The 14,552-nt window shown below is 52.5% G+C and carries 12 protein-coding genes; 3 read left to right on the top strand and 9 right to left on the bottom strand.

From position 1 onward, the window contains the following. Positions 1 to 15: 15 nt before the first annotated feature. From A6U95_RS10810 to A6U95_RS10830, 5 genes are all read right to left on the bottom strand, one after another. Positions 16 to 525 (bottom strand): fimbrial protein, encoded by a 510-nt coding sequence (locus A6U95_RS10810; protein WP_065684494.1) that lies wholly within the window; start codon positions 523 to 525, stop codon positions 16 to 18. 8 nt (positions 526 to 533) lie between these two features. After that, positions 534 to 1,061, bottom strand: coding sequence for a fimbrial protein (locus A6U95_RS10815; RefSeq protein WP_083196359.1), 528 nt, complete (start codon positions 1,059 to 1,061; stop codon positions 534 to 536). Between the two features lie 17 nt (positions 1,062 to 1,078). Further along, positions 1,079 to 1,789, bottom strand: a complete 711-nt coding sequence (locus A6U95_RS10820) for a fimbria/pilus periplasmic chaperone (protein ID WP_065684496.1) — start codon at positions 1,787 to 1,789, stop codon at positions 1,079 to 1,081. Between the two features lie 31 nt (positions 1,790 to 1,820). Next, positions 1,821 to 4,337 carry a fimbria/pilus outer membrane usher protein gene (locus A6U95_RS10825; protein WP_065684497.1) on the bottom strand — a complete coding sequence of 839 codons (2,517 nt, stop codon included), beginning with the start codon at positions 4,335 to 4,337 and terminating at the stop codon, positions 1,821 to 1,823. Positions 4,338 to 4,617: 280 nt separating this feature from the next. Next, entirely contained in the window at positions 4,618 to 5,127 is a 510-nt protein-coding gene (locus A6U95_RS10830) for a fimbrial protein (RefSeq protein WP_065684498.1), read from the bottom strand. Positions 5,128 to 5,559: 432 nt separating this feature from the next. On the opposite strand from A6U95_RS10830, the gene A6U95_RS10835 reads away from it, so the two are divergent. The 3 genes from A6U95_RS10835 (at position 5,560) to A6U95_RS10845 (ending at position 7,754) form a co-directional block, all read left to right on the top strand. Further along, complete coding sequence (locus A6U95_RS10835) at positions 5,560 to 6,360, top strand: winged helix family transcriptional regulator (protein WP_065684499.1); 801 nt, start codon at positions 5,560 to 5,562, stop codon at positions 6,358 to 6,360. 6 nt (positions 6,361 to 6,366) lie between these two features. Beyond that, positions 6,367 to 6,846 carry a hypothetical protein gene (locus A6U95_RS10840; RefSeq protein ID WP_065684500.1) on the top strand — a complete coding sequence of 160 codons (480 nt, stop codon included), beginning with the start codon at positions 6,367 to 6,369 and terminating at the stop codon, positions 6,844 to 6,846. A 302-nt stretch (positions 6,847 to 7,148) separates the two neighbouring features. After that, positions 7,149 to 7,754: a LuxR family transcriptional regulator gene (locus A6U95_RS10845; protein ID WP_065684501.1), complete on the top strand. Its 606-nt coding sequence runs from the start codon at positions 7,149 to 7,151 to the stop codon at positions 7,752 to 7,754. An 81-nt stretch (positions 7,755 to 7,835) separates the two neighbouring features. On the opposite strand, the gene A6U95_RS10850 is transcribed toward A6U95_RS10845, so the two are convergent. From A6U95_RS10850 to tkt, 4 genes are all read right to left on the bottom strand, one after another. After that, on the bottom strand, positions 7,836 to 8,906 hold the full coding sequence (locus tag A6U95_RS10850; protein WP_065684502.1) for an ABC transporter ATP-binding protein: 1,071 nt from the start codon (positions 8,904 to 8,906) through the stop codon (positions 7,836 to 7,838). Beyond that, positions 8,899 to 10,668, bottom strand: a complete 1,770-nt coding sequence (locus tag A6U95_RS10855; RefSeq protein ID WP_065684503.1) for an iron ABC transporter permease — start codon at positions 10,666 to 10,668, stop codon at positions 8,899 to 8,901. Before A6U95_RS10855 ends, A6U95_RS10850 begins: the two co-directional genes overlap by 8 nt. Before the next feature lie 383 nt (positions 10,669 to 11,051). Continuing rightward, positions 11,052 to 12,140 carry an ABC transporter substrate-binding protein gene (locus A6U95_RS10860; protein WP_065684504.1) on the bottom strand — a complete coding sequence of 363 codons (1,089 nt, stop codon included), beginning with the start codon at positions 12,138 to 12,140 and terminating at the stop codon, positions 11,052 to 11,054. A gap of 252 nt (positions 12,141 to 12,392) precedes the next feature. Further along, entirely contained in the window at positions 12,393 to 14,387 is a 1,995-nt protein-coding gene (gene tkt, locus A6U95_RS10865) for a transketolase (RefSeq protein ID WP_024528291.1), read from the bottom strand. Between the last annotated feature and the right edge of the window lie 165 nt (positions 14,388 to 14,552).

The following is a 14,552-nucleotide window of genomic DNA, read 5'->3' on the forward strand; positions in this document are numbered from 1 at the left end:
AGATATATTCATAATCTAGATATAACTGGCAAACAGTGACGCCGTGGCGCTAAACGCTCCGCCCTCTTCACCCATTCCATCCTGGATAACTACCCGCCCGGTGAGCGTAAACATCCCAGCCTGTATCGGCAGCCATTGACCAATAGTAAACGCCATGTTGTTGCGGGATAACGCTATCCCGACCCCAGATTGCGAGGTTCCCAGCACGTTGGCTCCCATAGTGTTCATCACCCCGTAGGCGGTAGGCGACAAGTACATTTTCAAACTCTTGCCCACCGGTGCCCCGCCGCTACACGAAACGTTGATGCGGACCGACTTTTCCGCTTTGGCGCTGCCGACATCCTGCAAGTTAACCGCTCCAAACGGTACTTCCAGCCGTGACTCACCGCTCTCGCTGGTGACATTGCACGCCGGGATCACTATCGTCGCCTTGACGGTGACAGGGACATCCGCCTGCACCGTTGCCCCCCCCAGCATCAGGCTCAATAGGCCATATCGCCAATATCGTCTGCCATTTTGTCGCATATTTTCTCCTACTGATAGCTGGCCTCAACCGTCACCGTCGCGCTGTAATCGCCCGCTTTTACCGCCCCCGGAGCCAACGCATAGGCACCAAACTGAAACTGGTTAATGCCCCCGGAGCCGATTTGGCTAATGGTACCGACCTTCACCTCACGCCCCAGAACAATCGCCTGACCGAGACTGTCTTCCAGACCAATCACCAGCCCGGTATCGCCGGTGGTAGCCAGCATGGCGACCCCGTTGACCTGTTGGGTCTGCGTACTGTTAAACGTCAGTTTCACCATCTTCCCCAGCGTGGCAGGCGTACAGTCTTTCAGACCAAGGGTAAATGGCGTGGTTTGAGTCCGTGAGTTGTGTTCGAAAAAGCGTAATCTTTGGCTGGGCAAGGAGACCTTCTGACTGCTGCCCTCCTGGTCAAACTGGCAGTTTGCCACCAGGATCACCCCATTAAATACCAGTTCCAGATGATCGGTCGCCTGGCTCGCCAGCGATAGCATCAGCAACAGGCAGACACTTCCCCCCATCAATCGTCCGTTCATAAGTCCCTTTACCCTGTTTAACGAGCGACACACTGGCTACCGCTGCAGCGAAACGCCAGCGTGGGGCGGCCACCATAATCATTGATATAAGTTAAATAAGGTTTGGCATAAATGCCGCTTTTCACGCGGGCACTGCTTTTCGGGGCCAGCATCACGCTGTCAAAATCCCCTTCCAGCGACTGCTGCTCACTCCCCCCCAACCCGATCACCGTGACGTAATACGGTGTGGGATTTTCTATCCGATAACCGCCGGTTTCAGTATGTAAGACCAACCGATCTTGCCAAACCGCTCCCGGTTCACGCTTCAATGCCTTCGGGCGGTAAAACAGTTTGATTTTGGTCTGTAGCGCAATCTGCAGCACATTTGGCTTTTCACTTTCCGGTGGGATTTCCCGCAGGTTAAAATAAAACAGCGACTCCCGATCTTGGGGAAGTTGGCTCACCGAGCCCGTGGCCTTCACCCGAATGATCCCTTTAGCCCCCGGCTCCAAACGCTGCACCGGCGGCGTAATGATCAAGGGACCCGTTAACATCTTGTTCTGCTGTTCATCTTCCAGCCAGGACTGGGCCAGATAGGGCTGCTGCTGGTTATCGTTGCTGATATTCAGGCTGATGGACTTGCTGGCGCCATCAAATACCGCCCGGGTTCGGTCTAGCGTGACCGCCGCCTGAACCGTTAAAGGGAATACCAACAACGTCACTAAACTCCAAACGGTGCGGGTTGCCATCTTGCGAACTCTCATAAGTATGTACTCTTTATTAATTAATCTGATCCGACGCGGTTGGCCGGCAAGGTAATAGCAGATTAGACTCGCCAATCTGCGCTGGTAACTGCACCTGGCACTGTACTTCCCCTGCCCACGCCACATTCAAGGCACTCTTGGGGGCAATACCACTGAGCCATGCCATCCCCTGTTCCCCCACCAACCCCACCTCTCGTCCTCGCTGGTCTCTCACGCTCGCGCCAAAGGGAGGGAAACTGCTATCCGCCAATCGCAACACCGCAAACGCTGTAGCCCCCTGCAATACGGAAAATCGGCGGTAACCAATCGCGCCTTCCGTCAGCGAGGCCTCTACCACCCCCTGAACCGCCTCAACATCATCCGGCAAGGTGTTAACATCAATACGTGCAGTCGTGCGGTAATAACTGTTTACATCACCCAACACACCGATCCCCCAGCGGTTGCTTTTGACGCCCGAAGTGTTTAACGGCACCCCGGCAATGCCATCGGTGCTCAGCATCAGCCGGGTTCCGCCGTTGTAACCCGCCGGGTGCATTGCCGCGCCGAGCCCTGTGACCGTCAGACCACCGCTGGCATTAAACCCGAAAGAGGAGGTACCACGGTCTTCAAAAGCCGCATTCGCGCTAACCTTGGCCATATTGCCATTATGGGTGTACATGCCATTGAACTGACTATTGGCCGATGCCTGAGCGCCACTGATCAACCCGGCATTCACACTGTAACTATCATTCCCCGCCACGCCGTAATACCCGACCTGCTGGTTATAGCGCCCTCGGCTTTGACTGGCGTTATAGCTCACCGAACCTAGCCCCAGCGGCACAGAAATCATCACGTTAACCAGATTATCCTCACGCCCCTGATACTGGCTGCGGGTGACCGTGCCAGTGACAGACAGGTTTCTCAACCCCAACGACGGCAGGTCAAAATAGGTACCGACAGTTCCGCCAAACTGCTCAGTATCCCCTTGATCCCAATACGTCTGGCTCTCATAGTTCAGCCCCAGAGAAAACCCCTCAAAACGCTTGTTGATGTTTATCTGATAGCGTTCTTTCTGACGCCCACGAGCATCATCCCGGTAACGTACATCCAGATACTCTTGCATACTGAGAAAATCCTTCTCCGAGAAACGGTATCCGGCAAAGGTCACATCGGTATCCATCTCATCAAAGAACTTGGAGTAACTTAGACGCCAGGATTTACCCTGCCGATCATCGTGCTGGGGAAATCTCGCCACAGTCTGGGTAACGTCCAGTGCCATGGTTCCCAACACAAACAAATCACGCCCCACCCCCAGTGCCACAGCTTGATAGTCCCCAGATAACGTCCCGCCGCCGTAGACTGACCAGGCGTTACTGATGCCCCAGGTCATTTCACCGGCAACAAACGGCGGGCCCTCCAGATTATGCTGCCATGTGCTGGGCCGCCCGGTGATCAGTTGATAACGCATCTGCCCTGGTCGGGTCAGATAAGGCACCGACGCGGTGGAAACGCTGAACTTGCGCTGCTCGCCATTTTGTTCGGTAATGGTCACATCCAACGTGCCGCGAATGGCGCTGTCCAGGCTCTGAATACGGAAAGGGCCCGCCGGTACGGTACTGTCATACACTTTGCGCCCCTGCTGGGTCACAGTAACTCGTGCATTACTATTAGCCACCCCGATGATTTCCGGGGCGTAGTCTCTTAAACGCGGCGGTAACATCCGTTCATCGCTGGCCAGCTTCCCACCGGTATAACGCCAGGAGTCAAACAGGGCAGAGTTAACATAATCCTCCCCCAGGGTCAGCGTTGACTGCAGGCTGGGTAAAGGGCGATAAAGATAGACCCGGGTCAGGTCAAAGTTGCGCCTGGAGGACGGGTTAAGCCCGGAGGTCTGGCTATCACTACCCTGATAGTCCGCCCGCAAGCGCCAGGCCCCTGCATTCACCCCAGCGGTGCCATTAACGCTGATATTGCGCTGTCGGCCGCCGTTCCCTTGCGGAAGCGTTACCGAGGCATTCAGGTTGTAATCCAGCAGTATCCCGGGAATACCGTGATCCCAACGGGAGGGCGGCAGCCAGTTATCATCGCTGTACTCCAGCCAAGCTTGAGGCACATTGATCTTCAACACGCTGGCCCCGAGGTCAGGAGTCAGCGTGACCCCTGGCAGGCTGCTAAAATCGGCGCACTGCCCGTTATGCCAAGCAGTGACCTTGTTACGGGCAGAATCCGTCAACCCTAATGAATCAGCCATTTCCAGTGACAAACAGGCTTGAGGCAAATTAACGGTACCTGGCTCTGCGGCCGCCATGCCCTCAGGCAGATAAAATGGGATAACTCGTTCATTGCCCAGTCCCTGGCCATTAACGGTGACCCGCAATTGATACTCATCCGGCATCACATAATCTGACTGAGAAAATTGAGAGAAATCGATATTCGTTTTATCTTGCGCATCAAGCATATCGATATTGAATTTGACAGCCTGTGCATTCCCTGCCGTTAGCATCATTAATATCGACAGCGTGATGCGATTTTTTATAAACCGTGACTGAATCATAGGTTATTATCCGGAGTCCTTTTCACAAGCAATCCATCACATCATTTACACCAGACACTGCCGCCCCCTCCACAATAAGGATCCCAAGAGGGGTTTGAACATAACTACAGAGGCATAGGAAAAGTCTATCCAGACAATGCATAAAAAGAGTTTTGCGCTAACTCCGCACAGCGAATAGTGTTTGGTGGTGACAATAGCAATGGCAGAACGGTGACTCTGTTCTGCCATGCATAAGAAACGTTCTGACGCGAGAGCACATCTCCTGCGTCAGAAAAATTCTTTATTTATAGGCAATCACAAAGTTGGTGCTAGAGGTGAAATCACCCCCGGTGACCGCAGTGGCATCATCGGCTTTCTGCACCATCGCCGTATACGTCAGGGTATTATTGTCGTCTCCCAGACCCGTCAGTTCCAACGCCGTACCAAAGGTGATATCGTTGATCTTGATACCCAAACCGGTCGCACTGCCATTGGTTTTCAGCAGGTTTTTACCCGCAATCTGGTTGGTGCTGTTGAAGGTGATTTCCGCCGTTTTCTTATCCATCACACAGTTCTCCAATTTGATTTTGAAGTCCTTGGTGACGCTTCTGCCTGAGTTCAACCCAGACATGGAAAGCTGACTAAAATCTACCTTGACATCCGCACCATCCTGACCCGCAGCCAGGTCGCATGGCGAATCCCTGACTTCTCCGGTGAACGTCACGGTACCGCTGTTTCCGGTAGCAGCCTGAGCGCCGAATGAGATACCGCTCGCCAGTAAGGTGGCCATAGCAATTTGCGAAAATTTCATCGTTTTTTCCTTTTTTCTAACTAAAAACAGCACAGGTCGAGCCTGCACCTCCATATTATTGGTCGTCACCGTTCTTACCTGTCGTAATACGTTACGCTGAGGACATATACACATAGCTTTCGGCGACCCGACAAATATTATGTACGATCGCAATAAACAGCAAATTAATCTGCACTTATGCAAAATATTAGGTTTTTAATCTAGAAAATCACATTAATTAACATTAAATACCGCAAATGAATGAAAAGTCATCAATGCCCAGCATTTCTAACTCATTAGAAACGAACGTAAATGTTGATGAAAAATAAATTCAAAAGTCACACTTGACTATCTACACACACTTAACTTAGATTTCTCCTAAATTTATAAAGAAAGATTAATCTTAGTCAGAAAAATCATCTCATCAACAACACCTAGGAAGTTGATTATAAAATGAAATACACCATAAACTTAATCATTGTGTTTGATCCGGAGCATCGAACACTCGCATTAAACAATAATAATCAAACGGCTCTTGAACTCTCAAAACCCTCTTGCCGAGTACTTAATGAGTTTATCAAAAGCAATGGGGTTAACTTATCCCGTGATTCGTTACTGAAAAATGCGTGGGAGGATTATGGTTTTCCTGCTTCCAACGCAGGCTTGAACAACTGCATCAGTGAGTTGAGAAAATCATTTGTTAGCCTGGGGATAGAAAAACCCATCATTATAACCCTACCTAAGATAGGGTTTAGAATGGAAGCAGATATTCACCCCACACCAAAACAAAAAACCGATGCCAAGATAAAGAAAGTGGAACAAGTGGTGACGAAACCAGAGAAGGAGGGAGCTCCTAAAGAGGAAAAGTCCATCGGTACTCTTCCATTGGCCATGCCAGATAAATTGACCATAAAAACCATGATGATACCTACCCTGGCACTGCTGGCTGTATTGGGTTTCATCGGCCTGGCTTTGCTGCTCAGGGCACCATCAACTCAGCTAAAATTAATTAGCACCTATAAACAATGTGATATTTACTCTCTCAGAAAAGATCCCGTCCCCGGCTCAGAGTTCAGGGCAAAAAAGATACTGGAGTCAGAAAAACTGGATTGTGACCTGGTCAGGCAAGACATTTTTTATACCGAAGAGCGCCCCGATAACGAACTATTGAAGATAACTTTTCTGGCTGCCTGTCAAAAAGACCAGACTGAAGGCGATTATCAGCATTGCAAAGTATTTAAAACCATTGAGTAAAATGAAATGAAAAAAATTATTGGCGCAGCGTTACTCCTTACCGTCTTACTGATGTGCCTGTGGTACTTCAACGTTCATCATCAGGATAGAAAACCCTTCCGCTGCGATACTCAGCAAGTGTCGCTGCAGGTGAAAGCAAAAAGTAATATTGTACTTAAGGCAAGTGCTACCATCATATTTTCCTCATCAAAATCTGGCATGCTCTACATCTCCGGCTCGATCAAAGAAAATGACACTCGCTATCTGCTGGATCGCAACACCGCCTTCTCCATCACGCCATCAGAAATAAAAGGGGGTAACAATGTCCAATTCACTCATGAACAAGTCCACCCCGCCGACACCACGCCGGACTACATCTGGCGAAAATATGTCATGCCGGAAATTGAACTCGTTGATATTTATACGGAAGTAGTACCCTTATTCCACAACGCAGTATTAATTCGAGGGTTTAGCAATCCGTTCCTGGTCTGCATAAAGCAGGACTAACAGCGCATATTAACCCCGCCACTAATCTGCTGCCATGCTTTAGTGGCAAATGGCATAGTATAAAAGCTTAACGCTATGCCATGAAAAACCACACACCCCCAACAATCGGCCAGTAAAGATTAAATCCTCAAGATTAAAAGCCAATATAATGAGGTTAAGTGAGTTAATTTGGCATATTAAAAACGTTTGTATACCATGTTATACAGATAAGTTATCCCTCATAGCTAGCGCATTGCATTTATAGAGTCCCAAACGATCTTCGCGGTAATTTAAATAGACACAACGCTAAATGGAATTTGACCATGAAGAAAAAAATAACCATCTCATTAAACGATCAAGATAGCTACTTCTTAGCCGGTCTGCAGTACGGGCTGACTAAGTATTTTACCGATATGAACACACAGGTTAATTTTTTTAGCGGTTACTCCGCAGATAAACCTGACATCATTTTTCAGGCGCTGTATCAGGGCGAAAGAACCAACTTATGTCGGCACTTTCCTGCTGACGAGCCTCAACCGCTCTATTTTGTGATACGTGATAAAGCTGAAAGACGCTTTACTCCCCCCATCCGCTGTATCGCCAAGAGTAGTACGCTATACCGTAACCAAAGCCTCGGCGACATGCTGAGGATGGTAAAACTGGCCTCGCAGTTCAACTCTCTACCACAAGAAAGGACGCACCTTTGCCCTGCCTGCCATCGCCAGAGCCTGACCGAACGTGAACGCCAGGTTCTGCACTATCTGAGGCAAGGGATCAGCCAGTCGCAGACGGCAAATATTCTGCAACTGAAAGTTAAAACAGTGCACTCGCATAAACGGTCTGCGATGAAGAAACTGAACTTTACTCGCACCAGTGAATTGTTTCACTGGCTGCTGCGAGGGGGATTAACTTTAAATCTGAAATGGTAATTACCGCCGGTTCACGCAACTACGCCGCTAAGTGCATCTCATTGTCCGCAGGGCGATCTCTTCGCCCTGCGTTCCCCCTCGCTATACCTTGGGGAAAATCCACAGATGCTCGGCGGGCAGAGACAGCGTGCACATTTCTTGGCCACGAACTTCACTACCATAGGCACGAACCGCAAAGTCCTCTGCCACCGTGCGGAACAGATATTCCCATCGGTCACCCAGATACATACTGGTCAGCAGGGGTAGCGAGATCTGATTGCCTTGCGGATCTTCCCCCAAGCGTACTCGCTCAACGCGGATCACCGCAGTTGCTTCCTGCCCAGTGGTTAACCCAGCCCCAGCCTTACCCCACAGCCCCCAGTCTTTACCTTCGATCCGCGCGTTGCCTTCACGGATCTCCGTCACCTTGCCAAACAGACGGTTGTTGCTGCCCATAAATTCGGCGGTGAACAGGGTGGCAGGCGAGCCGTACATTTCCTGTGGCGTACCCTGCTGCTCGATCTTGCCGTTATTGAGCAGCAGGATCCGATCGGAAATTGCCATCGCCTCGTTCTGATCGTGGGTTACCATCAGCGCAGAAAGGCCCAGTTTGATGATCAGCTCACGCAGGAACACCCGCGCTTCCTCTCGCAACTTGGCGTCCAGGTTAGATAACGGTTCATCCAGCAAGATCACCGGTGGGTTATAGACCAACGCACGGCCAATCGCCACACGCTGCTGCTGACCACCGGAGAGCTGATGAGGATGGCGCTTACCTAACTGCCCCAGACCGAGCTGTTCGAGTACCGCCTGTACACGCTGGGTAATTTCCGCTGCAGGCGTTTTGCGTAATTTCAGCGGATAGGCCACGTTATCAAACACGGTTTTGTGGGGCCATAACGCATAGGATTGAAACACCAGGCCCAGATTGCGTTCTTCCGCCGGGATCTCGCTGCGCGCCGTGCCGTTATAGACGGTATTGTTGCCAATAACGATTTTCCCCTGGGTGGGTTTTTCCAACCCGGCTACCGCTCGCAGCAAAGTGGTTTTGCCACTGCCTGACGGCCCAAGTAGTGAAACTACCTCTCCCCGTTTGAGCTGCATCGAGACGCCCTTCAATACCGGGTTATCGCCGTAGGTCAGGTGCAGATTATCTACCGAAAGCTCAATCATGTATTTTCACTCCAAATCGCAGGGCAATCCCTAGTCCTAACACGACCAGAAGGATGTTAATAAAAGAGAGCGCGGCGACAATATCGATCGCCCCCGCCGCCCACAGGGAAACCAGCATGGAACCTATGGTTTCCGTACCCGGTGACAGCAGATAGACCCCGGTGGAATATTCGCGTTCGAAGATCAGGAACATCAGCAGCCAGGATCCAATCAGGCCATAGCGGGAGAGCGGGATCGTCACATGGCGCGTGATCTGGCCGCGAGAGGCTCCGGTGCTGCGTGCAGCCTCCTCTAACTCGGGAGCAACCTGCAACAGCGTCGATGAGATCAACCGTAGGCCATAAGCCATCCACACCACGGTATAAGCCAGCCAGACGCTGAAGATGGTGCTGCGCAGAGAGCGTAACCACACCACCAGGTTTTCACGCAGCCATTCGGCGATCGGCAGCACGGAGAGCCAACCGGCTTTTAGCGATTTATCCAGCCACATCGGCAGGAACAAGAATACCCACAGGAAAGCCAAGCCTGCCAGTAAGCCAGGCACCGCACGCGGCACCAGTACGCTGTAATCCAGAAAACGGGTCACGCCGTCAGGTTTACGGTGCATCGCAATGCCGATAAACAGATAACACACCACCGCCAGCGCACCACCAAACACGCCGATCGCCATCGAGTTGACAATCGCCCGCAGCAGGTTAGGTTGCTGCCATATGGTGCGGAAGGTGTTGAGCGACAGCTCATCCCAAATGGAAACCCCGACGCCCCAGTTGGAAATAAAGGCGCGCAGCACCACACCCACCAGCGGAACACCGATGGTAACGGTAAGCCACAAGACCACCACGCCACCGGCAACCCAGCGCCATTTACCCAACGGCAATGCACGGGCCTGAGAGGCTTTTCCCTTGACCGTAACAAAGCGGTTGGCGGTTCGCATCAGACGCCGTTGCAGCATCACCAGTGGAATGGTAATGCAGATCAACACCACCGCCACCGCCGCCATCAGATGGTAAGACGGCGTACCCAGCTTGTTGGTCAGTTGATACAGGTAAGTCGCCAGCACCAGGTTGCCTTCCGGGTCGCCCAGCACCAGCATCAGCCCAAACACTTCCAGCCCCAGGAAGAACAGCAACACGCTGGCATACAGGATCGACGGCCGCACCATGGGCAAGCTGACGGCGGTCATGACCTGCAACGGAGAAGCCCCGGCGGTGCGGGCGGCCTCTTCAACATCTGAACCGACGCTGCGCAGTGCCGATGAAATATAGAGATAAGCGTGGGGAACATGCGTCAGCCCGGCGATCACCACGATGCTACCCATCGCATAGATATTCCAGGGCACAAAACCCAGCAAGGATTCTGCCCACAGCGAGAAGAAACCGACCGGTCCGGCTGCCACTACGTAGCCAAAGCCCAACACCATCGGCGAAACGAAGATCGGCACCAGGATCAGCGGTTCAATAAAGCGGCGGCCCGGCAAATCGGTTCTCACCATTAAAAACGCCAGTACGCCACCTAACGGAATGGAGATGACAACCAGGCCAAATGCCAGAATAAATCCGCTTTTCAGCGCCTTGTAGAAATCGGGGTCGGTAAAGATAAACCGGAAGGCCTCAAGGCTGAACACCTTGGAAGGCGAGAAAAACGGCGCGGAAAGGAAGCTTTGGATCACGATAAACGACAGTGGTACGTAGATAACCAGCGCGGTTATCAGCACCACCAAGCCGCGCGGCAGGCTCTGCCACTTGTTGCGCAATGCTTTCATAGACTGTCCCGATGGTGATATCCCCTGCATCCTGAGATGCACCGAGGTAGAGTTCCCTGTTTAAGCAATACAGGCTTCATGCTGAAGGAGAACGCAGGAAAGATTCTGTGCAGTTCCCCTCACCCTAACCCTCTCCCACAGGGAGAGGGGACTGATTGTGCTACCTATTCACTTCTGAGCCTGACCGTGGCACCGAACTGGCTCCCTTTTTCTTTTTTGAAGAGAGGGAACTGGATGCGCTACTTTCACTTTAGTGTCACTTCACAACACTCGTGCCACCGATTGGCTTCTGCCCCCACCCACAACACAGAACCAGCTCCCTCTCCCTGTGGGAGAGGGGTGGGGTGAGGGGTAACAATGGTTGGCGTGCCCCAATTCCACCATTATTTCGCGGCGGCAGTACGCCACTGTTTGATGTACTCCAGGCGTTTGGCAGGTTCCAGATATTCCAGCAGGCTCTCGTCCACCGGGATTGGTTTCAACGCCTTACCCAGCATCTGCGTCATGCCATCGATGTCGTTCTTGCCTTCGATATCGTTGCGGATGGAGGGGATATCCGCCTTGTTGGCCAGGATATTCTGCCCTTGCTCAGACAGCACGTAGTTCACCCACAGTTTGGCCGCATTGCCGTTGGCCGCTTCCTGGCTGATAAAGGTCACACGTGACAACACCAGCGTGTAGTCTTTGGGATACGAGATACCGAGTGAAGGGTCGGTTTTGGCTCTCGCCTCGGCATAGGACCCCAGGATATTAAAACCAATCAGGTTTTCGCCTGAGGAAACCCTTTCCATCATGGTGCCGGTGGAAGACTGCACGGCCAACCCGCCCTTGGCGATATCGGCCAAGGTAGCGAAGTAGTTTGGATCGGCCTTGAAGTCTTGCACCGAGAGCATGAAGCCCAGGCCCGACTTCTCGATGTCATAGGTGGTGACTTTCTTTTTGAATTTATCCGGCTGGCTGGCAATCAGCTTAGCCAGCGCTGCATGGGAGTCCGGCACCTCACTCTGCGGGATCAGGCGCTTGTTGTAGATAAACACCACCGGCTCATAAGTCGTGCCATAGGCCTTATCTTTCCACACGGCCCATTTAGGCAGTTGCCCCAGCTCTGGCGAGGCATATTCCAACGCATAGTCGGTGGCCAGCTTCAGCGCGGTATCCATAGAAGAACTCCACACCACGTCACCGCTAGTGCCCCCAGCCGCCTGCTCGCTGATATAACGGTTATACAGCTCGGTGCTGTTCATATCGTTGTATTCTACTTTGATGCCAGGATACAGCGCTTCAAACCCCTGGATCAGTGGCCCTGCGGCTTTGGTATCCGTAGTGGAATACACCACCACCTTGCCTTCTTTTTTCGCCGCATCGACAATCTTTTGATAATCGGCCGGGTAGCCTGCCGGGAACTGCGCAAAGGCCGGAGCAGAGATTAAGACGGCCGCCGCCGCCATAGATACGCCAATCTTAAAAAACATACCATTAACTCCTGGTTACATTTATAAAACCAAAAATTAACATATAGCGAATGACGGTGGTTAAGCAACGCCGTTAATTCGCTATGTTGCTGTTTTGTGATGGTGGGCGATTTTTGGACAGCAACAGCCATGATTATCCAATCATTAAGGATTTCTTAATGTTGTCTAGGCTGAGGAGAGAGAAAGGAGAGTGGCCGGGGAGCAAAAAATAAGGGGCGAATATTCGCCCCTCGCACAGTTAAAGCTCAGTCGTTATTTCAACAACGCGTTAGCCTTGGCTACCACGTTGTCGACGGTGAAGCCGAACTCTTTGAACAATTGCTCTGCCGGAGCAGATTCACCGAAGGTGGTCATGCCCACGATCGCGCCGTTCAGGCCAACATACTTGTACCAGTAATCCGCGATACCCGCTTCCACCGCTACGCGAGCAGAAACTGCCGCTGGCAGCACGGATTCACGGTAGGCCGCATCCTGCTTGTCGAAGGCGTCGGTAGACGGCATGGATACCACACGCACTTTACGCCCTTCGGCGGTCAGTTTGTCGGCGGCTTCAACGGTGATGCCCACTTCAGAACCGGTGGCAATCAGGATCACGTCCGGCGTACCTGCACAGTCTTTCAGCACATAACCACCGCGATAAACGTTCGCCAACTGCTCGGCGGTACGTGGCTGCTGGGTCAGGTTCTGACGGGAGAACACCAGCGTGGTCGGGCCATCATTGCGCTCGATGCCGTACTGCCAGGCGATAGCCGATTCAACCTGATCACAAGGACGCCAGGTGCTCATGTTCGGCGTCACGCGCAGGCTGGCCAACTGCTCAACCGGCTGGTGCGTCGGGCCATCTTCGCCCAGACCGATAGAGTCGTGGGTGTAGACGAACACGTTGCGGATTTTCATCAGCGCAGCCATACGCACCGCGTTACGGGCGTATTCCACGAACATCAGGAAGGTCGCAGAGTACGGCAGGAAACCACCGTGCAGCGCGATACCGTTGGTGATGGCGGTCATGCCGAACTCGCGCACGCCGTAATGGATGTAGTTACCCGCCAGATCGTCACCCAGAGACTTGGAGCCGGACCACATGGTCAGGTTGCTTGGTGCCAGATCCGCAGAACCACCGAGGAATTCAGGCAGCAGTTTACCGAAGGCTTCCAGTGAGTTCTGTGATGCCTTACGGCTGGCGATGTTGGCCGGATTAGCCTGCAACTGCTCAACGAATTTCTTCGCTTCCGCTTTCCAGTTGGCTGGCAGTTCACCGCTGGTGCGGCGTTTGAACTCTGCGGCCAGTTCTGGGAAGGCTTTGGCGTAAGCGGCGAGTTTCTCGTTCCAGGCAGCCTCTTTGGCCTTGCCGGCTTCTTTGGCATCCCACTGGGCATAGATATCCTGCGGGATTTCGAAGGCGGCATATTTCCAGCCCAGAGCTTCACGGGTAGCCGCAACTTCAGCTGCGCCCAGTGGAGCACCGTGGGAATCATGGGTGCCCGCTTTGTGTGGTGAACCGAAGCCAATCACGGTTTTGCACATCAGCAGGGAAGGTTTGTCGGTGACCTTATGGGCTTCTTCGATCGCCGCTTTGATAGAGTCGCTGTTGTGGCCGTCAACGCCACGTACCACGTGCCAGCCATAGGCTTCGAAACGCTTGGCGGTATCATCGGTGAACCAGCCTTCTACGTGGCCGTCGATGGAGATGCCGTTGTCATCATAGAACGCAGTCAGTTTGCCCAGCTTCATGGTACCAGCCAGGGAACAGACTTCGTGAGAGATGCCTTCCATCATGCAACCATCGCCCATAAAGGCATAGGTGTGGTGGTCAACAATCTCGTGGCCTGGGCGGTTGAACTGCGCGGCCAGCGTACGTTCGGCAATGGCGAAACCGATCGCGTTAGCGATCCCCTGGCCCAGCGGACCGGTAGTGGTTTCTACGCCTGGGGTATAACCATATTCTGGGTGACCCGGAGTTTTGGAATGCAGCTGGCGGAAGTTTTCCAGCTCGCTCATCGGCAGATCGTAACCAGTGAGGTGCAGCAGGCTATAGATCAGCATTGAACCATGGCCGTTAGACAGCACGAAGCGGTCACGGTCAGCCCAGTGCGGGTTGGTAGGGTTGTGGTTCAGGTAGTCACGCCACAGGACTTCGGCGATATCTGCCATGCCCATAGGGGCGCCCGGGTGGCCGGAATTTGCTTTTTGAACGGCGTCCATACTGAGTGCGCGGATGGCGTTGGCAAGCTCTTTACGAGAGGACATGTTTTACTCCAGGTCGGATTAAAAAAGCGATCAAGATTTCTATTTTCTCAGACTCGGCATTGAAACAGCAATCCCTAATACCGAATGAGAGCGAGTTCATCACTAATGCGCACGTTCGGGACATATTTCGGAATATCGCTATTTCGGCCAAGCCTGTCGTACACT

The organism is Serratia sp. 14-2641 (genome assembly GCF_001692375.1).
In the GTDB taxonomy this organism is placed as follows: domain Bacteria; phylum Pseudomonadota; class Gammaproteobacteria; order Enterobacterales; family Enterobacteriaceae; genus Chania; species Chania fonticola_C.